Below are 26,113 nucleotides of genomic sequence, written 5' to 3'. Positions count from 1 at the left end.
TGCAAGGAAACAGGGCATGACGGCACCGGTGGTAATTGTGGGTACTGGCTTGGCGGGTTACAACCTGGCCCGCGAATTTCGCAAACTCGACGGCGAGACGCCGTTGCTGTTGATTACCGCCGACGACGGCCGTTCCTATTCCAAGCCCATGTTGTCCACCGGCTTTGCCAAGAACAAGGACGCCGACGGCTTGAGCATGGCCGAGCCGGGGGCCATGGCTGAACAGCTCAAGGCCGAAGTGCGCACTCACACCCGCATCAGTGGCATTGACCCCGGCCACAAGCGCCTGTGGATCGGCGAAGAGCAGGTGACTTACCGTGACCTGATCCTGGCCTGGGGCGCGCAAACCGTGCAGGTGCCGGTTGAAGGCGATGCCGGTGAGGCGATTTTCCCGATCAACGATCTGGAGGATTACGCGCGCTTCCGTGCGGCAGCGGTGGGCAAGCAGCGGGTGCTGATCCTGGGGGCCGGCCTGATCGGCTGTGAATTTGCCAACGACATGAGCCTGGGCGGCTTCCAGGTCGAATTGGTGGCGCCGTGCGAGCAGGTCATGCCGACGCTGCTGCACCCGGCCGCCGCTGCCGCCGTGCAGGCTGGCCTGCAGGCGCTTGGCGTGCGTTTCCATCTGGGGCCGGTGCTGACCCGTCTGCAGCGGGTTGCCGATGGTCTGGAGGCGCACCTGTCTGACGGTACGGTGATCCCCTGCGATCTGGTGGTTTCGGCGGTTGGCCTGCGTCCACGCATCGACCTGGCCTCTGCGGCCGGTTTGCAGGTTAATCGTGGCGTGGTGGTCGACCGGCAACTGCGGACTTCGCATGCCAATATCTACGCCTTGGGTGATTGTGCCGAAGTCGATGGCCTCAACCTGCTCTATGTCATGCCGTTGACGAGCTGCGCGCGCGCGCTGGCACAAACCCTGGCTGGCAACCCGACAGCCGTTGCCTACGGCCCGATGCCGGTGACGGTAAAGACACCGGCTTGCCCGCTGGTGGTCTCGCCGCCACCCCATGGCCGTGAGGGTACCTGGCAGGTCGAGGGTCAGGGCATCGACCTCAAGGTGCTCTGTCGTGACGCTGACGGCAATCTGCTGGGCTACGCCCTGACGGGCTCGGCAGTGATGGAGAAACTGGCTCTAAATCGGCAGCTTCCGGCGTTGATGGCGTAAATAGCGGGCGTTCTGTCGGATTTCCCCTGCTATTGACTCAACAATGGCCGCCCAGAGACTGGCGCGGCCCCTGACGGCATGCCATCCTCACTCCCGTCTGCCGCAGTTTAGAGCCTGCGGTGCCTTGGGCGCTGTTCTTGAAGAGCAGCACGGCATAACAACAAAAAACCGTCTAAGAGGCTTCACTATGCGCAAACCAGAACTCGCCGCAGCCATTGCTGAAAAGGCCGACCTCACCAAAGAGCAAGCCAATCGCGTGCTCAACGCCGTGCTCGAAGAAATCACCGGCGCCCTGCATCGCAAGGACAGCGTGACACTGGTCGGATTCGGTACCTTCCTGCAGCGTCACCGTGGCGCTCGCACTGGCAAGAACCCGCAAACCGGTGAGCCAGTCAAAATCAAAGCCAGCAACACCGTAGCCTTCAAGCCAGGCAAATCCCTGAAGGACAGCGTCAATCCGTGATGCCTCGCACCGATTGATTGCATTGAGAAACGGGCACCCGACACGGTGCCCGTTTTTTATTGCCCCGCCCGGAGCTTGTGACTAGCATACGGCGCCCCTGTCGCAATGGCAGCGGGACACGTCCAGGGAGGGGCGCAGGATGCACTGCAAAGTTATGTCATTGACCGCCGTGGCGGCTGCCAGCTTGCAGGTGAATGCATGAGGCGCCTGCTGGCAGTGATCTGTGGCCTGGGTGTTGCGCAGGCTTTGGCCGACACTCGCACCTTCACGTTGACGCCAGACTTCAGTGGCGCCTCACACGTGCAGTTGACGCTTCAGGACAATCGTTGGCAGGCGCAATTGGCGGGAGGCGATGGGCAGTCTCAGTCGCTGGCCGATGTCTGCCAGCCCGAGCTGGGCCAGGTGCAGGTGCGTGACGTCTTCACGGTGCGCGGCGACAAGGATTACCTCGTGGTGCAATGCGCGGCGCCGGTCGCTCATCCGGGCTTTGAGTACTATGCGCTCAACGGCCTGGTATTTCAGGCCGGCGTGTACTTCTGGGACAACGGCGCACTGGTCCGTGACGCCCGCGCCTCGCAGGCGTTGTCCGGTTATGAAGGGAACATGACGGAGAACTGGAGCCAGCATCACTGGTACCACACACAGTCGCTGGCCAGACAGAAGTTGCTCGAGCAGGTGCGAGGGCATGAGCGGGATTCGTTGAAACTGGCGCGGGAAATCGTCCTCGCGCGGCTTGCAATCGAGGACCGCGATGCGCTGTATACCTACCTCGATATCGAGCTGCCACGATTGCTGAGAGAAGAACCGCTGAACGCGCAGACCGCGCCACTGTACAACGACCTCGGCTATGCCCTGCAGCAGGGCGAGTGGCACAGCGCGGCCTATGAGCTGTTTGCCAAAGTCGAAGGGGTCGTGCCGCAGCGGGTCGTGCTCAAGCTCAACATCGCTGACAGCCTCTGGGCGTTGTACAAGCGCAAACAGGCTGCTGAGTACTATCGCAGCTATGTCCAGGCCATGAACAGCGCCGGTAAGCCGGGGATCATCCCGGAGCGGGCACGGTCGCGCAGCCAGGAGCCACAATCGTGATCAGGCTTTTGTTGTGTCTGTTGCTATTGAGCGTGCTGGTTCCTCCAGCCATGGCCGAGACTTCATGCGTGGCTGAGTTCGACAGCTTTCTGCACGAGTTTGCCAACGATCCTCAGGTGCAACGCCAAGCCAGCAGCGGGCGAGTCCTCTACAGCCAGCTGCAGGGGCTGCAGGATAATGTCTATCCATTGGTCAGGGCGATGCAGGGCGCGCAGCTTGCATTGCCATTGATCGCACCCGTGACGGCGGACCTCAAGGGCCTGGAGGTGCAGCGCTTGACGGATGGTCATGTCCGGGTGCTGGACAAACGCGGCGGTCTCGACCGGCTCAGGGGCTACCAGTTCGAGCGCAAGGCTTGCTGGACGTTGGTCTCCGTCGATGACTGGTCGGTGGATGAGTCACGCCTGCTGCTGACAGGGCTGCCAAAGATGAACCCGGCCGAGGAGGTCTGCTACCGCAAAGCCAACATCTTCCTGGCCCTGGGCGGGGTGGAGAAGTATCCACCTACTGCAGAGTTTTTCGACGTAGGCATGCAGTTTCTGCTGTGCGCTGCGGCTTCGGGCAACCCGGACGCCAGCCTGGCCGCTGCGAGCCTGGGATATTCCGGAATGGCGCCTGCTTTGAGCGCCGAAGTGACCGAGAAGCTGTTCCTCGCCGCTGCGCAGACCTTGCCTGCGGGCGCGGCTGCCTTGTACGGGTTCTATTGCTCAGGTACTGACCAGAGCTACGAGGGCCCGTGCATGGACCCTGAGCGTGCCCGTGCTTGGCTGATCAAGTCGATCGACATGGGCAACTGGGAGTCGCTGACAACCTTGGCGTCTGATTGGGAGAGTGGCCGCTTGGGCGGCGCCATCGACCTGTCTCGTGCGCTGGCTTGCTATGAGCTGGCGCGAGAAAAAGGAGTGGTGGAGTACGTGGACAGCGTAAAACGCTTGCAACAAGCGGGGGCGCAGCCCGGAGGACGTTGTTACTAAGCCGCGAATTACCCGGTTACAGAGCAAATTACCCTGATCTTCGCGAAATGTGCGGCAAAGTATGGTGTTTTTATAACGAGACTATAAACTGCTTCGCCAGTCACTTTTTAGCCGAGGCGTGCACATGAAGTTTCGCTTTCTCCTTTGGGCCATGGGGTTGTTGATGGCCAAGGCCAGCCGCAAGAACCCGGCGTTCCAGCAGCAACTGGCCGATAAGGATCTGGTGTTCCAGCTACAGACCCTCGACGGCAAGACGGCGCGTCATTTCATCGTCAAGGACATGCGTATCAGGAGCCAGTCCGGCACTCACCCGCAGCCGGCTTTCGCTATTGCCTTCAAGGATGCGGCCTTTGGTTTTGCCACCTTGCAAGCGAAGAACAAGCAATTGGCATTCATGCAGGGAATTCAGGACAAGAGCATCCAGATCAAGGGCAACCCGGCGCTGGTGATCTGGTTCCAGGGCCTGATGAAGTACCTGAAACCGAAGAAAAAGGCCTGACCTTCAGGGGCAGGCCGCTTGCTCAGTGCTGGTTGAATTGCGAGGCCAGCTCGCGCAGCAGCGCTTCTGCCTCCAGCACCTTGTGCACCACGTCTTCAGCTTTTTCACGGCTGATGCTCAGGCGCTCCAGCAGTGCGTCGGGGATGGCCTCGACCGGCCCCGAGCCAATGCCACGGGCACGCAGCAGGCGCACGGCCAGGCACACCAGGTTCGGGAACGCCGCGTAGTCACCGTCGTACTGCGGGTCGTGCTGGAAGCGCAGCGCGGTGGCCAGCTCCTCGGGCATGTCCCAGAAACGCATCAGCCAGGCGCCGATCTGCTCGCGGCTGATGCCCAGCAAATGCTGTTCGACATAGCTGTGGCACAGGTGCGGGTTGACCTCAAGATGGCGGCAGATCAGCGAGAAGTGCGGCGGGAAGACGTGCGCCAGCAGCAGGTAGCCGAAGTTGTGCAGCAAGCCGGCGAGGTAGGTCAGACCGGCTTCCGGGCGCTCGGCGCGCGGCATGGCACGGGTCAGGCCTTCGATCACCGCAGCGGTGTAGATCGACTGCTGCCAGTACGGCGTAGTGGCCTGCGGATGGTCCTTGGGCAGGCTCAGGGTTTTGCCCAGTGCCAGGCCCAGGGCCAGGTTGATCACCAGGTCGAAGCCCAGCACGCGGACGATGGCGTCCTCCACTGAACGAATCTTGCCGGGGGAGGCGTAGTAGGGCGAGGCGGCCCAACTGACCACCTGGGCGGCCAGGGCCGGGTCGGTCTCGACCACGCCGGTGATGTCGTCGATGGTCGCGTTGGGGTCGACGCGCAGCTTGATGATTTTCTGAGCGGTTTCCGCCAGCGGCGGAATCTCGATGGTGTTTTCCAGGCGTTGCTGGATACGCCGGGCGGTGAAGGCCTGGACCGCCTGGGAGATCTCTTCGCGGTCGTCGGTCGGACGGTCGAGGTTCGGCCGGATGCTGCTCAGCGGCTCGCCAAAATTGCCGGCGCTGGCCTTGCTCAGCATCTTCTTGAAATCGTCGCGTTCGATTTCCAGCAGCAGGCCGGCTTCGCCGGAGTGCACCAGCAACTTTTCAGGCTTGAGCAGGCTCTCTTCATAGAGGCTGGGCGAACTGGTCAAAGCCGGAAGGCCGGGAAGGATTTTCAGGCCATGCTTGTCGAGCATGGTTTTCAGGCGATCCAGGGGCACGGCAGCCAGCTTGCGACCGGTCAGCTCGGTCAGGCGGTTGAGATCAAGCAATTGGTTCTGTGGGAACAGCACCATCAGCGCGCCGACTTCGTCATCGAGCAACACAGCCTGGACCTTGCGCTCGGGCAACAGCTGCGGACGATCGAGCACTTCACGATAGGCAATGCCGAGCCTTTCCAGCAGCAGCCGGATAACAGACGGAGCGTGGGGGGTTGCGGTATCCAGGGCAACTTCAGTCATGGTCTGTATCCAGAAATTTTACAATCGCAAGAGTATAACCAGCTTGAGCTTTCAGCTGGATCCATTCTGGGACGGGCGTCACACCTGGCCATATTGCTGGCCATGACGTAGCCAGCGCTCCAGCAGCGGGCTGACATGCTCCGGCCAGCGTGCCAGCAGGGCCTGGGCGGCATCGCGCACGGCGGGCAGGAGGTCGGCGTCGCGCATCAGGTCGGCGACCTTGAACTGCAGCAGGCCGGTCTGGCGGGTGCCGAGCATTTCACCGGGGCCGCGCAGCTCCAGGTCTTTCTCGGCAATGATGAAGCCGTCATTGGTTTCACGCATGATCCCCAGGCGCTCGCGACCGATCTGCGACAGCGGCGGATGGTAGAGCAGTACGCAATGGCTCACCGCGCTACCTCGGCCGACCCGGCCGCGGAGCTGGTGCAACTGGGCCAGGCCCAGGCGTTCGGGGTTCTCGATGATCATCAGGCTGGCATTGGGCACATCGACGCCGACCTCGATCACCGTGGTCGCCACCAGTAGCTGCAGGTGGCCTTGCTTGAACTCGGCCATGACTGCGGCCTTTTCCGCAGGTTTCATGCGCCCGTGAATCAGGCCGACGCGTAGCTCGCCCAACGCGCTGCCCAGCTCCTCGAAGGTGGTTTCGGCGGCCTGGCAGGTCAGTTCTTCGGATTCTTCGATCAGGGTGCAGACCCAATACGCCTGGCGGCCTTCGGCGCAGGCGGCGCGGACCCGTTCGACCACTTCGAAGCGGCGGCTGTCGGCGACCAGCACGGTGTTGACCGGCGTGCGTCCAGGCGGCAGCTCATCGAGGATCGAGGTGTCGAGGTCGGCGTAGGCACTCATCGCCAGGGTACGCGGGATAGGTGTTGCGGTCATGATCAGCTGATGCGGGCAGAGCTGGCCGCCCACGCCTTTCTGGCGCAGCGCCAGGCGCTGCTGTACGCCGAAACGGTGTTGTTCGTCGATGATCGCCAGGGCCAGGTTCTTGAACTTCACCTCGTCCTGGAACAGCGCGTGGGTGCCGACCACCATCGGTGCGCCCGCGGCGATCTGCTCCAGGGCGCTGGCGCGGGCTTTGCCTTTGAGCTTGCCGGCCAACCAGGCGACCTCGATGCCCAGCGGCTCCAGCCAGCGTTTGAAGGTGACGAAATGCTGTTCGGCGAGAATCTCGGTAGGCGCCATCAGCGCGACCTGATAGCCCGCCTCCAGCGCCTGCAGGGCGGCAAGGGCGGCAACCACGGTCTTGCCGGCGCCGACGTCGCCCTGGACCAGGCGCAGCATCGGTTCGGGCTGGCTGAGGTCGTAGGCAATCTCGTTGCCGACCCGTTGCTGGGCGCCGGTCGGGGCGAAACCGAGGTTGGCCAGGTACTGCTGCGGCAAGCGCGTGGCCTTGGGCAGTACCGGCGCCCGTTGCGCGCGCAGGCTTTCGCGCAGGCGTTGCTGGGACAGCTGGTGAGTCAGCAGCTCTTCGAACGCCAGGCGGTGCTGGGCCCAGTGCTGGCCTTCGGCAAGTTCGTCGACGTCGGCATCGGCCGGCGGGTGATGCAGGTAGCGGATGGCATCGTCCAGCGGCGCGAGCTGGTAGTCCCGGGCCAGTTCCTTTGGCAGCCAGTCGGGCAGGCTGCGCGGGCCGAGCATCGCCAGGCTTTGCTGGCACAGCTGACGCAAGCGTTGCTGGGTCAGGCCTTCGGTGGTCGGGTAGATCGGCGTCAGGGTCTGCTCCACCGGTGCCGGTTCGTCGCCAGTCAGGGCGCGGTATTCCGGGTGGTAGATCTCCAGGCCCGAGGCACCGGGACGGGCTTCACCGTAGCAACGCAGGTGAGTGCCGCGTTTAAGGCCTTCCTTTTGCGCATTGCTGAAGTGGTAAAAACGCAGGCTCAGCACGCCGCTGCCGTCACCCAGGCGCACCAGCAGGCTGCGGCGCTTGCCCATGACCACATCGGTGCCGCTGACCACCCCTTCGATCACCGCATCCTGACCAGGGCGCAGGGCGCCGATCGGGACCACACGGGTGCGGTCCTGATAGCGAAGGGGCAGGTGGAAAAGTACATCCTGAAGGTTCTCCAGGCCGACCTTGGCGAGTTTCTCGGCCATGGCCTCGCCAACACCCTTCAATGCAGTCACCGATACCTGGGACAACTCTGGCATGACGACGTCCTACGCGCTCGCGGGTGGCTTGGCCACCGAGCACAGGCGGATGGAGTCGGCGAGGATCTCGATCGCCTTGGGCCGCGGGAAGCTGGCGCGCCAGGCGATCGCCACGGTGCGAAACGGTGCCGGAGGGCTCAACGGACGCACTTCGATAACCCCGGGGGCGTAGTGATGGCTGTGCACTGCCGACAACGGCAGGATCGACACACCCAGGCCCGACGCGACCATGTGGCGAATGGTTTCCAGCGAGCTGGACTCGACCGTGGTGTGTTTGGCGCCGTCGCTGCCCTTGGTCAGGGTCGGGCAGGCTTCGAGTACCTGATCACGGAAGCAATGGCCCTCGCCGAGCAGCAGCAGGCTCTTGTCGTTGAGCAGACTGGCGTCGATGGTTTGCTTCTTGGTCCAGGGGTGCTCGCTGGGCATCAGTACATAGAAGGGTTCATCGTACAGCGGCAGGGTCAGGACATCGGCCTCGTTGAACGGCAGGGCGATGATCACGGCATCCAGCTCACCGTTGCGCAGCTTGTCGCGCAGGATGTGGGTGAAATTTTCTTCGATGTACAACGGCATCTGCGGAGCAACCCGATGCAGTTGTGGAATCAGGTGCGGGAACAGGTAAGGACCGACCGTGTAGATCGCCCCGACTTTCAGTGGTGCGGTCAGCTGGTTCTTGCCGGCCTGGGCCAGTTCGCGGATGCCTTGGGCCTGTTCGAGGACTTTCTGTGCCTGGGCGACGATACCTTCGCCAACCGGGGTCAGGCGTACTGCGCTTTTGCTGCGCTCGAAGATCAGTACACCCAGTTCGTCCTCGAGCTTCTTCACGCCGACCGACAGAGTCGGCTGGCTGACATGGCAACGTTCGGCGGCATGGCCGAAGTGCTGCTCTTGGGCGAGGGTGACGATGTAGCGCAATTCTGTGAGGGTCATAACGTGCGTCCATGAAGTTGCGGCCCCAGCATAGCGGCTGCAATCGATAGACGCACGTTATCAGAGTTGCCCGTTTGTGACAGAAACAATGCGTTAGCGCTTGTCCAGCGAGTAGACGAATGGCGCGATCACTTCAATGCTGCCGTTATTGAGCAATTCCTTGGGCGGTGGCGGAACCGGCTGGGCGCGACGGATCATCTCCAGAGTCGCCCGATCCAGTGCCGCACTGCCCGAACCACCGGCCAGGGTGTAAGACAGAATCTTGCCCTCGCCATCGACTACAAAGCGCAGCCGGTTGATGCCTTCCATGCGCATGCGCCGGGCGTTTTCCGGGTAGCGCTTGTACTTGGCCAGGTGGCGCAACAGATCGCTCTGCCAGGTTGGCAGGGCATTGCTGTTGGTGGCGATGCTCGGAGCCGGCGCGGCGGATTTCTGCGCAGGCGCGTTGCTCGGCGGGGTATCGACCACTTGCTCGTCGGTAGGCTTGTCTTGCGGCGGCTCAGGCTTTTTCTCCGGCTTGGGCGGCTGCGGTTTGGCCTTCGGCTTGACCTGCTTGGCGATGGCGATTTTCGGTTTCGGCGCCTCGGCCAGTTTCGGCAGCGGCAGTTCTTCAACCGGCGCTGGCGGCTGTGGCGGGGTGACCACCTTGGGCGGCGGTGGGGGCGCCGGTACGGGCATCGGCGCCATCTCGATCATCATCGCCGCCGGCGGCAACTCGATCGCTTGCGGTACCGACCAATTGAGCGTCAGCAGCACGGCGACAGCATGGATACCCAACACAATCGCCAGACTGGTGCTGTAACGCGCGAACTTATGCCGCGTCTTGATCATTTCTTGGCTGCCGTCTCAAGCCCGACCAGACCGACTTTCAGGTAACCGGCCGCGCGCAGCGAATTCATCACGTCCATCAGATCGCCGTAATCCACGCCTTTGTCGGCCTGGAAGAAGATCGTGGTGTCCTTGTCGCCTTTGGTCTTGGCGTCGAGTACCGCGCCGAGCTGGTCGCGCTCGACCTTCTCTTCGCCGACATAGACGTTCTGGTCGGCCTTGACGCTGAGGAACACCGGCTTCTCCGGCCGTGGTGCCGGCTTGGCGGTCGAGGCCGGCAGATCGACCTTGATGTCGACGGTTGCCAGCGGCGCTGCCACCATGAAGATGATCAGCAGGACCAACATCACGTCGATGAACGGCGTGACGTTGATTTCGTGGTTCTCGGCGAGGTCGTCGCCACCTTCGTTAAGATGCAGGCCCATGGATTACCCCACTTTCACCATGTGAGGTGCAGTGGCGCGCTCGCTTGGCTGGTGGTCCAGGTCGCGGCTGACCAGCAGCAGGACTTCTGCCGAGGCGTCGGCAACCTGAGCCTTGTAACCGGCGATGGAGCGGGCGAAGACGTTGTAGATGACCACCGCCGGGATTGCCGCAACCAGACCCAGTGCGGTGGCCAGCAGGGCCTCGGCGATACCGGGGGCGACCACGGCGAGGTTGGTGGTCTGGGTTTTGGCGATGCCGATGAAGCTGTTCATGATGCCCCACACGGTGCCGAACAGGCCGACGAACGGAGCAGTGGAACCGATGGTGGCCAGTACGCCGGTGCCGCTGCTCATGTTGCGGCCGCTGGCGGCTACCAGGCGCTCAAGGCGGAAGCTGACGCGTTCCTTGATGCCTTCTTTCTCGCGGGCATTGGCCGACAGGCGCATTTCATCCAGGGCATCGTGGACCAGCAGGTGGGCCAGGGTGCCTTCCTTGTTGGCGCCATCGCTGGCTTCCTTGAGGGTGGTGGACTTCTTCAGCAGGGCGATTTCACCGCGCAGACGACGCTTGGCGCCCATCAGCTCGAAGCCCTTGGCGATCCAGATGGTCCAGGTGATGATCGAGGCGATGGCCAGGCCGATCATGACGATCTTGACCACGATGTCGGCGTTTTTGTACATGCCCCATGGCGACAGGTCGTGGGCCATGCCCAGGCTGGTGTCTTCAACCAGCGCTTGGACTTCTTCGGCTTCGGTAACAGCCTGGCCATCAACCGGCGCGGCGGCAGCGGCAGCAGCTGGCTCGGTACCTGGGGCAGCAGGGGCTGCGGCCGGGGCTACGGCAGCAGCGGGGGCGGCAGCGGTTGTGGTCGGCTCATCGGCCAGGGCAGCCGGGGCCACCGCCAGGCTGAACATCAGCGCGGCAATGGCGCGCCATACGCGCGGCGTGGTTGGCGAAGCGGAAGGTTGGATACGTGTCATGCTGGCCGGACCTGATGAAGAAGAAAGAGGTGGTTGTCCTTCTAGGCCTCGAGACAGGCCGAGAACAAAAATTCGGCGGCCATTATTGCAAGTAATTCTTGTTAGCAGAAGCAATAAAGTTACTTTTTTTCCATCATTGCTAGCCGCCTATCGATTTATTTGGATAGGCTGAGCCTTTGATTTGCGGAGTTTCGGGATGTCTGCGTGTTCAGTTCTGATCGTCGGTTGTGGGGATGTTGGTAGCCGTCTGGCGAAGCAAATGCTGGCGTGCAACTGGCAGGTAAGTGGCCTGCGTCGTAGCGTCGACCAACTGCCGGCCGGGGTGACGGGCGTGGCTGCGGACCTGTTCGACGCGCAGTGCCCGACCACCTGGCCAGTAGCGGCGCCGGACTATCTGGTCTACTGCGCAGCGGCCAGTCAGCATGATGAGGCCGGTTATCGAGCTGCCTATGTCGACGGCTTGAAGCATGTCCTGAGCTGGTTGGCCGAGCGCGGGCAGGCGCCGAAGCGTTTGCTGTTCGTTTCCAGCAGCGGCGTCTATGCCCAGCAGGGCGGTGAGTGGATCGACGAGGCGTCGCCAGCCGAGCCGCAGAACTACAGCGGCACGGTCATGCTGGAGGCGGAAAAGCTGGCACTGGCCAGCGGCATTCCGGCCACTATCGTGCGCCTGACCGGTATCTACGGCCCGGGACGGGAATGGCTGCTCAGCCAGGTGCGTCAGGGCTACCGGGTTACAGAAGAGCCGCCGCTGTATGCCAATCGCATCCATGCCGAGGATGCCGCCGGCTTGCTGGCTTTTCTGCTCAAGGCCGATGCCCAGGGGCAGGCGCTGGAGGAGTGCTACATCGGCGTGGATGACGCCCCGGCACCGTTGGCCGACGTGGTGACCTGGCTGCGCCAGTACATGGGCGTTACCGAGTGGTCGGAACAGGAGCGGGTGCGCCGTACCGGCAGCAAGCGGTGCAGCAACGCCCGTGCCCGGGCACTGGGCTGGGCGCCACAGTACCCAAGCTACAAGGAAGGCTATGCGGCCATCCTTGAAGGGCGCTCCTAGTACGTCAGGTGATCAGTCGCGCTCGAGCAGCCACTGGCGAGCGCCAGGTTGCAGTTGTGGCTTCTCGTCAGGCTGCGCGCTGTTGAGGGCGCGCAGAATTTCCAGCTGATCGCCGTCGCGCTTGAAGATCCACGGTGCGCCTTTCTGATTGCGCTCCAGCCACAGGCTGTCGTTGTTGCCGCTCATGTCGGCACAGTCGCCGGCCAGGCACAGCGCGTAGCGGTCCAGGTTGGGCAAGCCTTCGACGCTGCCATTGTCGCGAAAATGCACCAGGCCGCCCTGGCCCGGGCCTTCGACGATCTTCCATTCACCACCGAGGTAGGCGTTGTACAGGGCCTGTTCGAACGTGGTGCCGGTGCGTGCGCCCATCGGTGCGGGGGTGCGGGCTTTCTCGAAACTCTGTTGCGGTGCCCAGTCGCTGGTGTTCTGCACCAGCTCGTCACCGTCCAGGACCAGGGTTGCGACCTGGTTGCCGGAGAATTCCACCTGGTATTGCTTGTCGCCGGCCTTGAGCTGGCCTTCGGCGATTTCAAAGCCGTTGTCGTAGCTGGCCTGTGCGGCGGCGACGTTGACCTTCCATTCGAAGTTCGGGCCGTTGTCGTGCAGGGCCTGGCGCAGGCTGACGCCTTTGGCGGCGGTATCGATGGCTTTCTGGTTGATCCAGATGCCGTTGTAATCTTCAGGTTTGTGGCTGGCGCAGCCGCTCAGCAGTGCGGCAGCCAGGGTCAGGGCAAGCGCGTGGCGCATGGCGGGGTCCTTCCGGGGCAGAGCGAGGGCGAGCCGGGCGGCTCGCCGCGCGGGGTATTACTCGAGGACCAGAATCGCGTCCATTTCAACTTGCGAGCCACGTGGCAGGGCGGCAACACCGATGGCGGCACGCGCCGGGTACGGCTGTTCGAAGTACTTGCCCATGATCTCGTTGACCTTGGCGAAGTGGCTAAGGTCGGTCAGGAAGATGTTCAGCTTGACGATGTCCTTGAACGAACCGCCGGCAGCTTCAGCAACAGCTTTGAGGTTTTCGAAGACCTGAACGGTCTGGGCTTCAAAGCCTTCGACCAGTTCCATGGTTTTCGGGTCCAGTGGGATCTGGCCGGACATGTACACCGTGTTACCGGCCTTGATCGCCTGGGAGTAGGTGCCGATGGCGGCGGGGGCCTTGTCACTGGTGATGACGGTCTTGGTCATGATGACTCCTTGCTGTTATTGGGCTACGTGCGCATGCGGGTGATGCGGATCACCCCGGTCAGGGCACGCAGTTTCTTGATCACGCGGGCCAGGTGCACACGGTCGTGCACGCTGACCACCAGTTGGACCACGCTGATGCGACCATCGCGCTCGTCCATGCTGATTTTTTCGATGTTGCCGTCGGCGGCGTTGACGCTGCTGGCCAGCAGTGCGATCAGGCCGCGCTGGTGCTCCAGCTCGACGCGCAGTTCGACGTTGAACTCACCGGTGACATCCTTGGCCCAGGACAGCTGCACGCATTTTTCCGGGTTATGGCGGATTTCACTGATGTTCCGGCAATTCTCCAGGTGCACGACCATGCCTTTGCCGGCCGACAGGTGGCCGACGATCGGGTCACCCGGGATCGGTGTGCAGCATTTCGCATAGCTGAGCACCAGGCCTTCGGTACCGCGGATCGCCAGCGGACCTTCAGGGGTCGGCAACTGCTCGCCTTCGCTCGACAGCAGGCGGCGGGCGACCACATAGGCCATGCGGTTGCCCAGGCCGATGTCTTCGAGCATGTCCTCGAGCTGTTCCAGGCGATACTCGCTGAGCATGGCCTGGACGCGCTCCTGGGGAATCTTGTCGAGGGCGCTGTCGAAGCCGTTGAGCACCTTGTTCAGCAGGCGTTCGCCAAGGCTGATGGACTCGGAGCGGCGCTGCAGCTTGAGGGCGTGGCGGATATGCGTACGGGCTTTGCCGGTGACGACGAAATTCAGCCAGGCAGGATTCGGGCGCGCACCTGGAGCGCTGACGATCTCGACCGTCGAACCGCTCTGCAGCGGTTCGGACAGTGGCGCCAGGCGCCGGTTTATGCGGCAGGCGATGCAGCTGTTGCCGACGTCGGTGTGCACCGCGTAGGCGAAGTCGACCGCAGTGGAGCCTTTGGGCAGCTCCATGATGCGGCCCTTGGGCGTGAACACGTAGACCTCGTCCGGGAACAGGTCGATCTTCACGCTTTCGATAAATTCCAGGGAGTTGCCTGCACGTTGCTGCATCTCCAGCACGCCTTTGACCCACTGGCGGGCGCGGGCGTGGGTGCCCTTGGGCTGTTCGTCGTCGCTGGACTTGTACAGCCAGTGGGCGGCAATGCCGTTGTTGGCCATCTCTTCCATTTCGCGGGTGCGAATCTGGATCTCGATAGGCACCCCGTGCATGCCGAACAGCGTGGTATGCAGCGACTGGTAGCCGTTGGCCTTGGGAATCGCGATGTAGTCCTTGAAGCGCCCGGGCAGCGGCTTGTACAGGTTGTGCACGGCGCCGAGCACGCGGTAGCAGGTGTCTACCTTGTCGACGATGATGCGAAACGCGTAGACATCCATGATCTCGTTGAAGGCGCGGCGCTTGCCGCGCATCTTCTTGTAGATGCCATACAGGTGCTTTTGCCGGCCGCTGACTTCGCCTTCGATGCCGTCGACGGCCAGGCAGTGGGCCAGCGACTCTTCGATCTTGTTGACGATTTCCTTGCGGTTGCCGCGGGCGCGCTTGACCGCCTGGTAGATGCGCGCGGAGCGCATCGGGTGCATGGCCTTGAAGCCCAGGTCTTCGAATTCCACGCGCACGCTGTGCATCCCCAGGCGGTTGGCGATGGGGGCGTAGATTTCCAGGGTTTCTTTGGCGATGCGCCGGCGTTTCTCGCCTGACAGCACCTCCAGGGTGCGCATGTTGTGCAGGCGGTCGGCCAGTTTGACCAGGATCACGCGGATATCCCGGGCCATGGCCATGGCCATTTTCTGGAAGTTTTCCGCCTGGGCTTCGGCTTTGGTCTCGAAGTTCATCTGGGTCAGTTTGCTGACCCCATCGACCAGTTCGGCCACGGTCTCGCCAAATTGCGAGCTGAGGGCTTCCTTGGCGATGCCGGTGTCTTCGATCACGTCATGGAGCATGGCTGCCATCAGGCTCTGATGGTCCATGTGCATGTCGGCGAGGATGCTTGCCACCGCCAGCGGATGCGTGACGTAGGCTTCGCCGCTGCGACGGCGTTGGCCATCGTGGGCTTGTTCGGCGTAGAAGTACGCTCGGCGCACCAGGTTGACCTGGTCAGCGCCGAGGTAGGTCGACAGACGATCGGCGAGGGCGTCTATGCTCGGCACAGGATTACCTCCTGCCGAGGAAAGGGGACCTGCGCCGTACTACGTCGACCAGGCATAGGCTTAGACGGCCTCGTTGGCCTCTTCCTCGCTACCGAAGGCAAAGGCAGGCTCGACTTCGACAATGGATTCGGCAGCGATGAATTCAGGGGTGCAGATGCCTTCAGCGATTTCACGCAGGGCAACGACGGTAGGTTTGTCGTTTTCCCATGCCACTTTCGGCTCTTTGCCGCCGGTGGCCAGCTGACGGGCACGCTTGGTAGAGAGCATGACCAGCTCAAAACGGTTATCCACGTGTTCTAGGCAGTCTTCAACGGTTACGCGGGCCATGGTCTTCCTCAAGTAGCAAATGCGGTGTTCAGCCCGAATGGGCGAGCGGACTCGATAGTTTAAAAAATCACCAGCCTTTAGGGAAGCTTTGATTTTGTTTCGGGTCCTTGATAGTTCTGACGATAACCACTTCCGGGGCTCTGGCACAACTGTTTGTCGTGTTGTCGGATTTAAAGCATCGCGGGGCAAGCCCGCTCCCACAGGGTGACCTGTGGGAGCGGGCTTGCCCCGCGATAGCGATTTACTGACGCCCCAAGGCATCGCGCAGCCGCGGCGTCAGCTCATCGAACAAAGTCTGCACCGAGCGCAAAGCCCGGCAATCCGGGCGGGTCAGCAGCCAGACTTCGGTGTCGCATCCCGGCAGCGCCTCGCTCAAGGGTTCAACGCCCGGCAAGGTGTGCGCCATGTAATCCGGCAAAGCCGCCACTCCCAGCCCGGCAGTCACCAGTTGGGCAATCGCGGAGATGCTGCTGCAGCGATAGCGTGGCGTCACACCGGGCAAATGCTCATTGCGCCAGACCACCGTGGGGTGGTCCTGCATGGCGTCATCCGGCGCGATCCACGCCAGGCTGGCCGGGGCTTGCTTGAGCTTTTCGCGATACTCCTCGCGGCCACAGACCACATAAGAAGCCGAGCCCAGGCAGCGGCCGACCAGGTGCTCCGGTGGCGAGTTGGTCAGGCGCAGGGCGAGGTCGGCATCGCGGCGGCTGAGGTTGGCGAAGGTGTTGGAGGTCGCCAGTTCCAGCGACAGGGCCGGGTAGGCCGGCATGAACTCGGCCAGTGCCGGCAGCAACAGGCTGTGCAACACGGCATCGGTACAGGTCAGGCGAACGGTACCGCTGACCACCTGCTCACCGTGCTCCAGCGCTACCCGCGCGGCATCCAGCGCCTGTTCGGCGCGCTCGGCCTGCTCGGCCAGGGCCTGGGCGGTACCGGTGGGAATGTAGCCTTTGCGGCTCTTGACGAACAATGCGGTACCGAGGGCAGCTTCCATGCGCCGGATCGAGCGGAACACCGTCGAAACATCCACCCGCAGCAGTTCTGCGGCCTTTGCCAGTGAACGTCCGCGTACCAGGGCGAGTACCAGTGAGAGGTCGGCGTGACTGATCTGATATTGCATGGGTGCACTCTTTGCTTGCCTAAATGCCAATGTCTGTTGCGCTAGGGCCATTCTATAGTGCGGCAGCAGTCGTGAATCAACTCGTAACGTTGTCAGCATGTGGAACGAAAGTCCTATATGACAGCGCTCTGCAGTTCCCCACGATGGGACACATAAAAGAACAAATGAAACCATCGCCGCTCCCGTTAGCGCCGCAGTACCTCCTCACAGTCGTTCGATAAAAAAATCAAAGGATGCCTAGCCATGACGTCGGTCTCCCCGCGCGCCATCCCTCTCGACGAGATGGGTGAATTTCTCCAGGCCCACCCTGAGGTGCAATTTGTCGATCTGCTGATTGCCGACATGAACGGCGTGGTACGTGGCAAGCGCATCGAGCGCGCGAGCCTGGTCAAGGTCTACGAAAAAGGCATCAACCTGCCGGCCTCGCTGTTCGCCCTGGACATCAACGGTTCCACCGTGGAAAGCACCGGTCTGGGCCTGGATATCGGCGACGCCGACCGCATCTGTTTCCCGATCCCCGGCACCCTGAGCTTCGAACCCTGGCAGAAGCGTCCTACCGCGCAGTTGCTGATGACCATGCACGAGCTGGACGGCACGCCGTTCTTCGCCGACCCGCGGGAAGTCCTGCGTGGTGTGGTGGAGAAGTTCGACGCGTTGGGCCTGGATATCTGCGCGGCGTTCGAGCTGGAGTTCTACCTGATCGACCAGGACAACCTCAACGGCCGGCCGCAGCCACCGCGTTCGCCGATTTCCGGCAAGCGCCCGCAATCGACTCAGGTGTACCTGATCGACGATCTGGACGAGTACGTCGATTGCCTGCAGGACATGCTCGAAGCGGCGAAAGAGCAGGGCATTCCTGCTGATGCCATCGTCAAGGAAAGCGCGCCGGCGCAGTTCGAGGTCAACCTGCACCACGTTGCCGACGCGATCAAGGCCTGCGACTACGCGGTATTGCTCAAGCGCCTGATCAAGAACATTGCCTACGACCATGAAATGGATTCCACCTTCATGGCCAAGCCTTACCCGGGCCAGGCGGGCAACGGTCTGCATGTGCATATCTCGTTGCTGGACAAGAAAACCGGCAAGAACATCTTCACCAGCGATGACCCCGAGCAGAGCGAGACCCTGCGCCACGCCATCGGCGGTGTGCTGGAAACCATGCCGGCATCGATGGCTTTCCTCTGCCCGAACATCAACTCCTACCGCCGTTTCGGCGCCCAGTTCTATGTGCCGAATGCGCCTAGCTGGGGCCTGGACAACCGCACCGTGGCGGTCCGCGTACCGACCGGCAGCAGCGATGCCGTGCGCATCGAGCATCGCGTGGCCGGCGCCGACGCCAACCCGTACCTGATGATGGCGGCGATCCTCGCCGGTATTCACCACGGCCTGACCAACCAGATCGAACCGGGCGCGCCGATTGAAGGCAACTCCTACGAACAGCTGGAGCAGAGCCTGCCGAACAACTTGCGCGATGCGCTGCGTGAACTCGATGACAGCGAAGTGCTGAACAAGTACATCAGCCCGGACTACATCGACATTTTTGTCGCCTGCAAGGAAAGCGAAATGGCCGAATTCGAGGTGTCGATTTCCGACCTCGAATACAACTGGTACCTGCATACCGTGTGATGCCCGGAGAAAACAACAATGACAATTGCACCACGTGAACACTGGGAACAGCTGTTCCAGACCCTGAAGATCGAAGGCCGTGCCTTTGTCGACGGGCAGTATTGCGCCAGTGTTGCTGGTGACACTTTCGATTGTTCAAGCCCGGTCGATGGCCGCCAGCTGGCGCAGGTCGCCAGTTGCGACAGCGCCGACGCCGAGCGTGCCGTGGCGGCAGCCCGCCGTAGCTTTGACAGCGGCGTCTGGGCCAAACAGCCGCCGGCGCAGCGCAAGCGGGTGCTTATTGCGTTCGCCGATCTGCTGCTGGCCAACGCCGAAGAGCTGGCGTTGCTGGAAACCCTGGACATGGGCAAGCCGATTGCCGATGCCCTGAGCATTGATATCCCGGCTGCGGCCAATGCCATCCGCTGGCACGCCGAAGCCATCGACAAGATTTATGACGAAGTTGCTGCAACCGCGTCCGACCAGCTGGGTCTGGTCACCCGCGAGCCGGTCGGCGTGGTTGCGGCCATTGTTCCGTGGAACTTTCCACTGATGATGGCCTGTTGGAAGCTCGGCCCGGCCCTGGCCACCGGTAACTCGGTGATCCTCAAACCGTCCGAAAAATCACCGCTGACGGCGATCCGTATCGCCCAGTTGGCGCTCGACGCCGGTCTCCCGGCCGGTGTGCTGAACGTGCTGCCTGGCTACGGCCATACGGTCGGCAAGGCGCTGGCCTTGCACATGGATGTCGATACCCTGGTGTTCACCGGCTCCACGCGTATTGCCAAGCAGTTGATGGTCTATGCCGGCGAGTCGAACATGAAGCGGGTCTGGCTGGAAGCCGGTGGCAAGAGCCCGAACATCGTCTTTGCCGACGCCCCTGACCTGCAGGCGGCTGCCGATGCAGCCGCAGCGGCCATCGCCTTCAACCAGGGCGAAGTGTGCATTGCCGGTTCGCGCCTGCTGGTCGAGCGCAGCATCAAGGATCGCTTCCTGCCGATGGTGGTCGAGGCGCTTAAGGCCTGGAAGCCTGGGCACGCCCTGGATCCCGAGACCCGCGTCGGCGCTCTGGTGGACAGCACCCAGCTGGATACCGTGCTCGGCTACATCGAAGCCGGCAAAGCCGATGGCGCCACCTTGCTCACGGGTGGTGAGCGCGTGCTGGAAGACACCTGCGGTGTTTACCTGCAGCCGGCGATCTTCGATGGCGTGACCAACGCCATGCGTATCGCCCGTGAAGAAATCTTCGGGCCGGTGCTGTCGGTCATCACCTTCGACAGCGCCGAAGAAGCCGTGGCCATCGCCAACGATTCACCCTTCGGCCTGGCCGCAGCCGTCTGGACCAGCGACATCTCCCGTGCCCACAACACCGCCCGTGCCCTGCGCGCCGGCAGCGTCTGGGTCAACCAGTACGACGGCGGCGACATGACCGCTCCGTTTGGCGGGTTCAAGCAGTCGGGTAATGGCCGCGACAAGTCGCTGCACGCTTTTGACAAATACACCGAACTCAAGGCGACCTGGATCAAGCTGTAAGGGAGGGTGAACCCATGCAAACTACCAATGACCTGCCGCCTTTGATTGGCATTTCCGCCTGTCGTCAGCAATTGGGCAATAATTCTTCGCACACCGTCGGCGACAAGTATGTCGAAGCGGCAGGTTTCGCCGGAATCCCGCTGATCCTGCCGGCGCGCGCCGAGCCGGTGGACCCGCAGCGCGTGCTGGAACGCTTAAGTGGCATTCTTTTTACCGGTTCGCCTTCTAATGTCGAGCCGCATCATTACAATGGCGCCCCCAGCGTGGAAGGCACGAAGCACGATGTGTTTCGCGACCGGCTGACCCTGCCGTTGCTGCAGGCCGCCATTGCCACCGGTGTGCCGGTGTTCTGCATCTGCCGTGGATTCCAGGAATTGAATGTTGCCTTGGGCGGTAGCCTGCACCAGCGCGTGCAGGAACTGCCAGGTTTCCTCGATCACCGCGAGCCGCAGGACGCGCCACTGGAAGAGCAATACAGCCCACGCCATAGCGTTAGCGTACAGCCCGGCGGGCTGTTCGAACGGCTGGGGCTGGAGCAGAGCTTCATGGTCAATTCGCTTCACAGCCAAGGCATCGATCGCCTGGCTGACGGCCTGCGGGCTGAGGCCCTGGCGCCGGACGGATTGATCGAAGCGGTGTCCATGGAGGACGCCCCGGGCTTTGTGGTCGGTGTGCAATGGCACCCCGAATACCGCATGGCCGAGAACCCGGTTTCGTTGCGTCTGTTCCAGGCGTTTCGTGAGGCATGCCTGGCCCGTGCAAGGGGCGAGCGTCACCGGGAGAAGACCCTATGAGGTCATCCGGTTAATCCGGAATTCAAGCAACAGCAACAGGTTTCAATGAGTGCAAGCGGACGCGCTGCGGGGCGTCCTGAAAAACAATAGTAAAAGCGGCGGCAACTACTCATGAGCGAATACGAAGCTGGCCTGTCCCCAGGAATGGGACAGGCTCGCACCCAGGAAAAAGGTGCATCGAAAGCATCCAAAGGGCTGGCCGCGGGCCGCCTTGGTCTGCTGGCGAGCATTGTCCTGGGTATCTCCACCATTGCACCGGTCTACACCCTCACTGGCGCCCTCGGCCCAACCGTGCGTGAAGTCGGTGCTCACCTGCCGGCGGTGTTCATCGTCGGTTTCCTGCCGATGCTGCTGGTGGCCCTGGGCTACCGCGAGCTGAACTCGGCCGAACCTGACAGCGGTACCTCCTTTACCTGGTCGGCGCGGGCGTTCGGCCCGATGATCGGCTGGATCGGCGGTTGGGGCCTGGTAACGGCTACCACCATTGTGCTGTCCAACCTCGCGGGGGTGGCGGTCGACTTCTTCTATCTGTTCCTTGGGCAGATCACCGGCAGCCACGAGGTGGCGGCGCTGGCCGATAACCTGTTGATCAACGTCGTCACCTGTTGCGTGTTCATCGCCATGGCGGTGTGGATCTGCTGTCGCGGGATCACCACGACCATGACCGTGCAGTACTCCCTGGTGGCACTGCAACTGGTGGTGCTGGTGGGCTTTGCCATGGCTGCGTTTGGCGAGTCTGCGCAGATGCCGCCGCTGGAGTTCGATTTCGACTGGTTCAACCCTTTTGGTGTCGAATCCTTCTCGTCATTTGCCGCCGGCCTGTCGTTGTCGATCTTCATCTTCTGGGGCTGGGACGTGTGCCTGAGCATCAGTGAAGAGTCCGTGGGCAGCGGTGATACCCCCGGCCGGGCGGCGACCCTGACGGTGCTGCTGATTCTTGCTCTGTATCTGGTCACGGCGATTGCCACGCTGCAGTTTGCCGGTATCGGCGATGTCGGCCTGGGCCTGAACAACCCGCGCATCCAGGAGAACGTCTTTGCCCACCTGGCCGGTCCGGTCATGGGCCCGCTGGCGATCCTCATGTCGATCGCGGTATTGGCCAGCACCGCTGCCTCGCTGCAATCGACCTTTGTGGCACCGGCGCGCACCTTGCTGGCCATGGGTTACTACGGTGCAGTACCTGAGCGCTTCGCCAATATCTGCCCGCGCTCGAAAACCCCGCGTTACGCGACGATCTGCGCCGGTGTGGCCGCAGGTGTGTTCTACGTCACCATGCGTACCCTGAGTGAGAACGTGCTGGCCGACACCATCACCGCCCTGGGCATGATGATCTGCTTCTACTACTCGCTGACCGCCTATGCCTGTGTCTGGTATTTCCGCCACAGCCTGTTCGACAGCGTGCGTCACTTCTTCATGCGTGGCCTGTGCCCGCTGCTCGGTGGCGGCATTCTCTCGGTGATCTTCCTGCAGACGGCCTACGACAGCGCTTCACCGTCGTTTGGCAGCGGTTCGCATGTCGGTGGTCTGGGCCTGGTGTTCGTGATCGCAATGATCATCACACTGCTGGGGCTGGGGCTGATGATGCTGTCACGCCTGCGGGCGCCGGCGTTCTTCCTGGGCATGACCCTGCAACGTCATGCCACGGTCTCCAGCCGCCGCTAAGCGGCTGGAGTGACCGGTTGCTCAGGCAAGTAATTGCTTGAGCAACTGGCCATGACGCTGCTGCTGGTTAGCCTGCAGCAAGCGGTTGGCGCGGAACACCGCCTTGAGGTCTTCCAGCGCAGTGGCGAAGTCATCGTTGATGATGACGAAGTCATACTCGTCGTAGTGACTCATCTCGCTGACCGCTTCACGCATACGTCCCTCGATGATCTCATCGCTGTCCTGGCCACGGTTGGTCAGGCGCTGGCGCAGGGCTTCCTGGGTCGGCGGCAGGATGAAGATCGAGCGCGCCTCAGGCATCAGCCTGCGTACCTGCTGGGCGCCTTGCCAGTCGATTTCCAGGATCAGGTCGTGGCCCTGGTCGAGGGTCTGCTGCAGCGCACTGCGCGAAGTCCCGTAGAAGTTACCGAACACTTCGGCCTGTTCGAGGAAGTCGCCTTGCTCGATCATCAGCTTGAATTCGGCATGCTCGACGAAGTGATAGTTCACGCCGTGCACTTCGCCCGGGCGCATGGCCCGGGTGGTGTGCGAGACCGATACCTGAATGCTGCTGTCAGCATCCATCAGGGCCTTGACCAGGCTGGTCTTGCCGGCGCCGGAGGGGGCGGAAACGATATAAAGGGTGCCGCTGCTGTGATTCATGGTCGGTGTGGCCTTACTCAATGTTCTGTACTTGTTCACGCATCTGCTCGATCAGTACCTTGAGGTTGACCGCGGACTGGGTGCTGCGTGGGTCGAAGGCTTTGGAGCCCAGGGTGTTGGCTTCGCGATTGAGCTCCTGCATCAGGAAGTCCAGGCGCCGGCCAGCGGCACCGCCGGACTTGAGCACCCGGCGTACTTCGTTGATGTGGGTGTTCAGGCGGTCGAGCTCTTCAGCAACGTCGCTCTTTTGCGCCAGCAGGACCATTTCCTGTTCCAGGCGCTGCGGGTCGAGCTCGGCCTGCATGTCGGTGAAGCGGTCGAGAATCTTCTGGCGCTGGGCGGCGAGCATCTGCGGCACCAGGGCGCGCAGGGTGGTGACTTCGCTGGCCATGCCATCGAGGCGCTCGTTGATCAGACGGGCCAGTTCGCTGCCTTCGCGGTTGCGGCCGTTCTTGAGCTCCTTGAGGGCCTCTTCGAACAGCGCCAGCGCTTCGTTGTTGAGCGCCTGTGGATCGCTGGCATCAGCGACCAGCACGCCAGGCCAGGCCAGCACCTCCAGCGGGTTCAGCGGCGCCGGCTGCTTGATCAGGCTGGCTACGGTCTCGGCGGCGGCGACCAGTTGCGCGGCGCGCTCGCGGTCGACCTGCAGGGGCTTGCCGGCATTCTCTTCATTGAAGCGCAAGGTGCATTCGACCTTGCCGCGCGACAGGCCCTGGCGCAGGGCTTCACGCACCGCGCCTTCAAGCTCGCGCAGCGCTTCGGGCAGGCGCAGGTGCGGCTCCAGGTAGCGATGGTTGACCGAGCGTAGTTCCCAGATCAGGGTGCCCTGGCTACCGGCGCGCTCGACACGAGCAAAAGCGGTCATGCTGTGCACCATGGGAAGTACCTCGCAAAAAAGGGTCAAGGAAAAGCCAACCGGCTGCAAAGGCGCAAGATTGTAGCGCAGTGCGCGGCAGGCTCCCAATGCACTGATGTTACAAACAGTCAGACAATACCCGGAAAAAACCGACCAACGCCTCTGGGCCCACCGTTTTCGGGGCTGCGACAATAGACGTGTCCTCCGCGCCCGGTGCGCTCTATAATGCTGGGCAGATTCAAACCCAGTACAGGTATCCCAAATGAAACGTCCAAGTGGTCGCGCCGCCGATCAGCTCCGCTCGATCCGCATCACCCGCAACTACACCAAACACGCCGAGGGATCAGTACTGGTCGAGTTCGGTGACACCAAAGTCGTCTGTACCGTCAGCGTCGAGAACGGTGTGCCGCGCTTCCTCAAAGGTCAGGGCCAAGGCTGGCTGACCGCCGAATACGGCATGCTGCCGCGCTCCACCGGCGAGCGTAACCAGCGTGAAGCCGCGCGCGGCAAGCAGGGTGGTCGCACCCTCGAAATCCAGCGTCTGATCGGCCGTTCGCTGCGTGCCGCGCTGGACATGAGCAAGCTCGGCGACATCACCCTGTACGTCGACTGCGACGTGATCCAGGCCGATGGCGGTACCCGCACCGCGTCGATCACCGGTGCCATGGTTGCACTGGTCGATGCCCTGCGCGTGGTCAAGAAGCGTGGCGGCCTGAAAGGCGGCGACCCGCTCAAGCACATGATCGCTGCCGTCTCGGTGGGCATGTACCAGGGTGAGCCTGTGCTCGACCTGGACTACCTGGAAGACTCGGCTGCCGAGACCGACCTGAACGTCGTCATGACCAGCCAGGGTGGCTTCATCGAAGTGCAGGGCACTGCCGAAGGCGCGCCGTTCCAGCCGCAAGAGCTCAACGCCATGCTGGCGCTGGCGCAAAAAGGCATGGTCGATCTGTTCGAACTGCAGCAAGCTTCGCTGGCTGACTGATTTCGACACGGCAAGGAGCAGAACATGACCGAGCAACCGTTGCAGTTGCCCACCCCCAATGCCGAGATTCGTCAGTGGGCGATGTTCTGTCACCTGGCCGCCCTGCTGGGGCTGGTGGTGCCGTTTGGCAACCTGCTGGGTCCGCTGGTGATGTGGATCTGGAAAAAAGACCTTGATCCGTTCATCGATGCCCAGGGCAAGGAAGCGCTGAATTTTCAGCTCACCGTGTTCCTGGCCTCGATCATCTGCTTTGCGCTGATGTTCGTGCTGGTGGGGATCGTGTTGTTCGGCATGCTGATGGTAGCCGTGCTGGTGCTCACGATCGTTGCCGGGGTCAAGGCCAATGACGGGCAGCCCTATCGTTACCCGATGACCTGGCGGCCGATCAAATAATGATTAGCTGACAGCAGGCACAAAAAAACCGACGCGAGGTCGGTTTTTTTGTGCCTGAACGAATCAGATCGTCAGCGTCCAGTCGTAGTCCACGATCAGTGGCGCGTGCTGGGAGAAGCGCGGTTGACGCGGCAGGCGTGCGCTACGCACGAAGCGGCGCAGGCCCGGGGTCAGCAGCTGGTAGTCGAAACGCCAGCCCAGGTTGAGCATCTCGGCCTGCTCGTTGTCCGGCCACCAGCTGTACTGGTCGCCTTCACGGCTGACTTCGCGCAGGGCGTCGACATAACCCATGTCACCGACAACGGTGTCCATCCAGGCCCGCTCCGGCGCCAGGAAGCCCGGCGACTGCTGGCCATCGCGCCAGTTCTTGACGTCGAGCTTCTGCTGCGCCACGTACAACGAGCCGCAATAGATGTACTCGCGACGTTTGCGTCGCTGCTTGTCCAGGTATTTGGCGAAGTCGTCCATCAACTTGAACTTCTGGTTCAAGTCTTCGTCGCCGTTCATTCCCGAAGGCAGCAGCAGCGTTGCGATGCTTACCTTGTCGAAATCGGCCTGCAGGTAACGTCCGTAGCGGTCGGCTGTCTCGAAGCCCAGGCCACTGATGACTGCCTTGGGCTGCAACCGCGAATAAAGCGCCACGCCGCCTTGGGCGGGAACTTCTGCGTCGCAGGCATAAAGGAAGTAGCCATCAAGCTGGAAAGCTGGGTCGTCGAGTTCAAAGGCCGAGGCGCGGGTATCCTGAAGGCAGATGACGTCAGCATTCTGGGCTTGTAGCCAGCTGAGCAAACCACGCTCAACGGCAGCCTGAATGCCATTAACGTTCACACTGATGATCCGCATAAATGGCCCCAAAAATCTCGTGCGTGTATGATACCCGAGCTGTACTCATTTAGC

26 protein-coding genes are annotated in these 26,113 nt (G+C 62.3%); 12 read left to right on the top strand and 14 right to left on the bottom strand.

Annotated elements, in window-relative coordinates:
• The first annotated feature begins 16 nt into the window (after window positions 1–16).
• The 5 genes from NPS47_RS06200 (at window position 17) to NPS47_RS06180 (ending at window position 4,187) form a co-directional block, all read left to right on the top strand.
• Window positions 17–1,165, top strand: a complete 1,149-nt coding sequence (locus NPS47_RS06200) for an NAD(P)/FAD-dependent oxidoreductase (RefSeq protein WP_274294152.1) — start codon at window positions 17–19, stop codon at window positions 1,163–1,165.
• A gap of 187 nt (window positions 1,166–1,352) precedes the next feature.
• On the top strand, window positions 1,353–1,628 hold the full coding sequence (locus NPS47_RS06195; RefSeq protein ID WP_003213368.1) for an HU family DNA-binding protein: 276 nt from the start codon (window positions 1,353–1,355) through the stop codon (window positions 1,626–1,628).
• 198 nt (window positions 1,629–1,826) lie between these two features.
• Window positions 1,827–2,714, top strand: coding sequence for a hypothetical protein (locus tag NPS47_RS06190; RefSeq protein ID WP_274294151.1), 888 nt, complete (start codon window positions 1,827–1,829; stop codon window positions 2,712–2,714).
• Window positions 2,711–3,688 (top strand): sel1 repeat family protein, encoded by a 978-nt coding sequence (locus NPS47_RS06185; RefSeq protein ID WP_274294150.1) that lies wholly within the window; start codon window positions 2,711–2,713, stop codon window positions 3,686–3,688. The genes NPS47_RS06190 and NPS47_RS06185 overlap by 4 nt, the downstream gene beginning before the upstream one ends.
• 124 nt (window positions 3,689–3,812) lie before the next feature.
• The gene (locus tag NPS47_RS06180) at window positions 3,813–4,187 is read left to right on the top strand and encodes an SCP2 sterol-binding domain-containing protein (RefSeq protein WP_274294149.1); all 375 of its coding nucleotides are present in this window, start codon (window positions 3,813–3,815) and stop codon (window positions 4,185–4,187) included.
• A gap of 22 nt (window positions 4,188–4,209) precedes the next feature.
• Here NPS47_RS06180 and NPS47_RS06175 read toward each other — a convergent pair whose 3' ends face one another.
• From NPS47_RS06175 to exbB, 6 genes are all read right to left on the bottom strand, one after another.
• Window positions 4,210–5,610, bottom strand: coding sequence for an aminoacyl-tRNA deacylase and HDOD domain-containing protein (locus NPS47_RS06175; protein WP_274294148.1), 1,401 nt, complete (start codon window positions 5,608–5,610; stop codon window positions 4,210–4,212).
• Window positions 5,611–5,688: 78 nt separating this feature from the next.
• On the bottom strand, window positions 5,689–7,764 hold the full coding sequence (gene recG / locus NPS47_RS06170) for an ATP-dependent DNA helicase RecG (protein ID WP_274294147.1): 2,076 nt from the start codon (window positions 7,762–7,764) through the stop codon (window positions 5,689–5,691).
• Window positions 7,765–7,773: 9 nt separating this feature from the next.
• Window positions 7,774–8,694, bottom strand: a complete 921-nt coding sequence (locus tag NPS47_RS06165) for a hydrogen peroxide-inducible genes activator (protein ID WP_157190540.1) — start codon at window positions 8,692–8,694, stop codon at window positions 7,774–7,776.
• A gap of 93 nt (window positions 8,695–8,787) precedes the next feature.
• Window positions 8,788–9,525 carry an energy transducer TonB gene (locus NPS47_RS06160; protein ID WP_274294146.1) on the bottom strand — a complete coding sequence of 246 codons (738 nt, stop codon included), beginning with the start codon at window positions 9,523–9,525 and terminating at the stop codon, window positions 8,788–8,790.
• Window positions 9,522–9,947, bottom strand: coding sequence for a TonB system transport protein ExbD (exbD, locus tag NPS47_RS06155; protein ID WP_274294145.1), 426 nt, complete (start codon window positions 9,945–9,947; stop codon window positions 9,522–9,524). The genes NPS47_RS06160 and exbD overlap by 4 nt, the downstream gene beginning before the upstream one ends.
• Before the next feature lie 3 nt (window positions 9,948–9,950).
• Window positions 9,951–10,928 carry a tonB-system energizer ExbB gene (gene exbB / locus NPS47_RS06150; RefSeq protein ID WP_274294144.1) on the bottom strand — a complete coding sequence of 326 codons (978 nt, stop codon included), beginning with the start codon at window positions 10,926–10,928 and terminating at the stop codon, window positions 9,951–9,953.
• 196 nt (window positions 10,929–11,124) lie between these two features.
• Between exbB and NPS47_RS06145 the strand changes: the two genes are divergently transcribed.
• Window positions 11,125–11,982: an SDR family oxidoreductase gene (locus tag NPS47_RS06145; RefSeq protein ID WP_274294143.1), complete on the top strand. Its 858-nt coding sequence runs from the start codon at window positions 11,125–11,127 to the stop codon at window positions 11,980–11,982.
• A 12-nt stretch (window positions 11,983–11,994) separates the two neighbouring features.
• Here the strand turns inward: NPS47_RS06145 and NPS47_RS06140 are convergent, their stop codons facing one another.
• The 5 genes from NPS47_RS06140 to NPS47_RS06120 form a co-directional block, all read right to left on the bottom strand.
• Window positions 11,995–12,729 (bottom strand): hypothetical protein, encoded by a 735-nt coding sequence (locus tag NPS47_RS06140; protein WP_274294142.1) that lies wholly within the window; start codon window positions 12,727–12,729, stop codon window positions 11,995–11,997.
• A 57-nt stretch (window positions 12,730–12,786) separates the two neighbouring features.
• The gene (locus NPS47_RS06135; protein WP_038615925.1) at window positions 12,787–13,167 is read right to left on the bottom strand and encodes a RidA family protein; all 381 of its coding nucleotides are present in this window, start codon (window positions 13,165–13,167) and stop codon (window positions 12,787–12,789) included.
• A 23-nt stretch (window positions 13,168–13,190) separates the two neighbouring features.
• Window positions 13,191–15,299, bottom strand: a complete 2,109-nt coding sequence (gene spoT, locus NPS47_RS06130) for a bifunctional GTP diphosphokinase/guanosine-3',5'-bis pyrophosphate 3'-pyrophosphohydrolase (RefSeq protein WP_038615922.1) — start codon at window positions 15,297–15,299, stop codon at window positions 13,191–13,193.
• 60 nt (window positions 15,300–15,359) lie between these two features.
• Window positions 15,360–15,626: a DNA-directed RNA polymerase subunit omega gene (rpoZ, locus tag NPS47_RS06125; protein WP_028942466.1), complete on the bottom strand. Its 267-nt coding sequence runs from the start codon at window positions 15,624–15,626 to the stop codon at window positions 15,360–15,362.
• A 241-nt stretch (window positions 15,627–15,867) separates the two neighbouring features.
• Window positions 15,868–16,746, bottom strand: coding sequence for a LysR family transcriptional regulator (locus NPS47_RS06120; RefSeq protein WP_274294141.1), 879 nt, complete (start codon window positions 16,744–16,746; stop codon window positions 15,868–15,870).
• A 243-nt stretch (window positions 16,747–16,989) separates the two neighbouring features.
• Between NPS47_RS06120 and NPS47_RS06115 the strand changes: the two genes are divergently transcribed.
• From NPS47_RS06115 to NPS47_RS06100, 4 genes are all read left to right on the top strand, one after another.
• Window positions 16,990–18,372, top strand: coding sequence for a glutamine synthetase family protein (locus tag NPS47_RS06115; RefSeq protein ID WP_274294140.1), 1,383 nt, complete (start codon window positions 16,990–16,992; stop codon window positions 18,370–18,372).
• Between the two features lie 18 nt (window positions 18,373–18,390).
• A complete protein-coding gene (locus NPS47_RS06110) occupies window positions 18,391–19,884 on the top strand; it encodes an aldehyde dehydrogenase (protein ID WP_274294139.1) in 1,494 nt (497 codons plus the stop codon).
• Between the two features lie 14 nt (window positions 19,885–19,898).
• Window positions 19,899–20,678, top strand: coding sequence for a gamma-glutamyl-gamma-aminobutyrate hydrolase family protein (locus tag NPS47_RS06105; protein ID WP_274294138.1), 780 nt, complete (start codon window positions 19,899–19,901; stop codon window positions 20,676–20,678).
• A gap of 111 nt (window positions 20,679–20,789) precedes the next feature.
• Entirely contained in the window at window positions 20,790–22,340 is a 1,551-nt protein-coding gene (locus NPS47_RS06100; protein ID WP_274294137.1) for an APC family permease, read from the top strand.
• A 21-nt stretch (window positions 22,341–22,361) separates the two neighbouring features.
• On the opposite strand, the gene gmk is transcribed toward NPS47_RS06100, so the two are convergent.
• Together gmk and NPS47_RS06090 are read right to left on the bottom strand one after the other, a co-directional pair.
• Window positions 22,362–22,982: a guanylate kinase gene (gene gmk, locus NPS47_RS06095; protein WP_274294136.1), complete on the bottom strand. Its 621-nt coding sequence runs from the start codon at window positions 22,980–22,982 to the stop codon at window positions 22,362–22,364.
• A 13-nt stretch (window positions 22,983–22,995) separates the two neighbouring features.
• Window positions 22,996–23,859: a YicC/YloC family endoribonuclease gene (locus NPS47_RS06090; protein ID WP_274294135.1), complete on the bottom strand. Its 864-nt coding sequence runs from the start codon at window positions 23,857–23,859 to the stop codon at window positions 22,996–22,998.
• A gap of 241 nt (window positions 23,860–24,100) precedes the next feature.
• Here NPS47_RS06090 and rph point away from each other — a divergent pair, with 241 nt between their 5' ends.
• Window positions 24,101–24,823, top strand: a complete 723-nt coding sequence (rph, locus tag NPS47_RS06085; protein ID WP_274294134.1) for a ribonuclease PH — start codon at window positions 24,101–24,103, stop codon at window positions 24,821–24,823.
• Between the two features lie 24 nt (window positions 24,824–24,847).
• Window positions 24,848–25,216 (top strand): DUF4870 domain-containing protein, encoded by a 369-nt coding sequence (locus tag NPS47_RS06080; RefSeq protein ID WP_107024511.1) that lies wholly within the window; start codon window positions 24,848–24,850, stop codon window positions 25,214–25,216.
• A 63-nt stretch (window positions 25,217–25,279) separates the two neighbouring features.
• Here NPS47_RS06080 and NPS47_RS06075 read toward each other — a convergent pair whose 3' ends face one another.
• Entirely contained in the window at window positions 25,280–26,059 is a 780-nt protein-coding gene (locus NPS47_RS06075; protein ID WP_028942456.1) for an exodeoxyribonuclease III, read from the bottom strand.
• Window positions 26,060–26,113 lie beyond the last annotated feature (54 nt).

Origin of the sequence: Pseudomonas putida (assembly GCF_028682475.1) — a bacterium.
Lineage (GTDB): Bacteria > Pseudomonadota > Gammaproteobacteria > Pseudomonadales > Pseudomonadaceae > Aquipseudomonas > Aquipseudomonas putida_AG.
This window is presented reverse-complemented; position numbering and strand designations above follow the sequence as displayed.

Coding starts and splice junctions, on each gene's coding strand:
- NPS47_RS06200 (WP_274294152.1), top strand. CDS start 17: ATGACGGCACCGGTGGTAATTGTGGGTACTGGCTTGGCGGGTTACAAC.
- NPS47_RS06195 (WP_003213368.1), top strand. CDS start 1,353: ATGCGCAAACCAGAACTCGCCGCAGCCATTGCTGAAAAGGCCGACCTC.
- NPS47_RS06190 (WP_274294151.1), top strand. CDS start 1,827: ATGAGGCGCCTGCTGGCAGTGATCTGTGGCCTGGGTGTTGCGCAGGCT.
- NPS47_RS06180 (WP_274294149.1), top strand. CDS start 3,813: ATGAAGTTTCGCTTTCTCCTTTGGGCCATGGGGTTGTTGATGGCCAAG.
- NPS47_RS06175 (WP_274294148.1), bottom strand. CDS start 5,610: ATGACTGAAGTTGCCCTGGATACCGCAACCCCCCACGCTCCGTCTGTT.
- recG (WP_274294147.1), bottom strand. CDS start 7,764: ATGCCAGAGTTGTCCCAGGTATCGGTGACTGCATTGAAGGGTGTTGGC.
- NPS47_RS06165 (WP_157190540.1), bottom strand. CDS start 8,694: ATGACCCTCACAGAATTGCGCTACATCGTCACCCTCGCCCAAGAGCAG.
- NPS47_RS06160 (WP_274294146.1), bottom strand. CDS start 9,525: ATGATCAAGACGCGGCATAAGTTCGCGCGTTACAGCACCAGTCTGGCG.
- exbD (WP_274294145.1), bottom strand. CDS start 9,947: ATGGGCCTGCATCTTAACGAAGGTGGCGACGACCTCGCCGAGAACCAC.
- exbB (WP_274294144.1), bottom strand. CDS start 10,928: ATGACACGTATCCAACCTTCCGCTTCGCCAACCACGCCGCGCGTATGG.
- NPS47_RS06145 (WP_274294143.1), top strand. CDS start 11,125: ATGTCTGCGTGTTCAGTTCTGATCGTCGGTTGTGGGGATGTTGGTAGC.
- NPS47_RS06140 (WP_274294142.1), bottom strand. CDS start 12,729: ATGCGCCACGCGCTTGCCCTGACCCTGGCTGCCGCACTGCTGAGCGGC.
- NPS47_RS06135 (WP_038615925.1), bottom strand. CDS start 13,167: ATGACCAAGACCGTCATCACCAGTGACAAGGCCCCCGCCGCCATCGGC.
- rpoZ (WP_028942466.1), bottom strand. CDS start 15,626: ATGGCCCGCGTAACCGTTGAAGACTGCCTAGAACACGTGGATAACCGT.
- NPS47_RS06120 (WP_274294141.1), bottom strand. CDS start 16,746: ATGCAATATCAGATCAGTCACGCCGACCTCTCACTGGTACTCGCCCTG.
- NPS47_RS06115 (WP_274294140.1), top strand. CDS start 16,990: ATGACGTCGGTCTCCCCGCGCGCCATCCCTCTCGACGAGATGGGTGAA.
- NPS47_RS06110 (WP_274294139.1), top strand. CDS start 18,391: ATGACAATTGCACCACGTGAACACTGGGAACAGCTGTTCCAGACCCTG.
- NPS47_RS06105 (WP_274294138.1), top strand. CDS start 19,899: ATGCAAACTACCAATGACCTGCCGCCTTTGATTGGCATTTCCGCCTGT.
- NPS47_RS06100 (WP_274294137.1), top strand. CDS start 20,790: ATGAGCGAATACGAAGCTGGCCTGTCCCCAGGAATGGGACAGGCTCGC.
- gmk (WP_274294136.1), bottom strand. CDS start 22,982: ATGAATCACAGCAGCGGCACCCTTTATATCGTTTCCGCCCCCTCCGGC.
- NPS47_RS06090 (WP_274294135.1), bottom strand. CDS start 23,859: ATGGTGCACAGCATGACCGCTTTTGCTCGTGTCGAGCGCGCCGGTAGC.
- rph (WP_274294134.1), top strand. CDS start 24,101: ATGAAACGTCCAAGTGGTCGCGCCGCCGATCAGCTCCGCTCGATCCGC.
- NPS47_RS06080 (WP_107024511.1), top strand. CDS start 24,848: ATGACCGAGCAACCGTTGCAGTTGCCCACCCCCAATGCCGAGATTCGT.
- NPS47_RS06075 (WP_028942456.1), bottom strand. CDS start 26,059: ATGCGGATCATCAGTGTGAACGTTAATGGCATTCAGGCTGCCGTTGAG.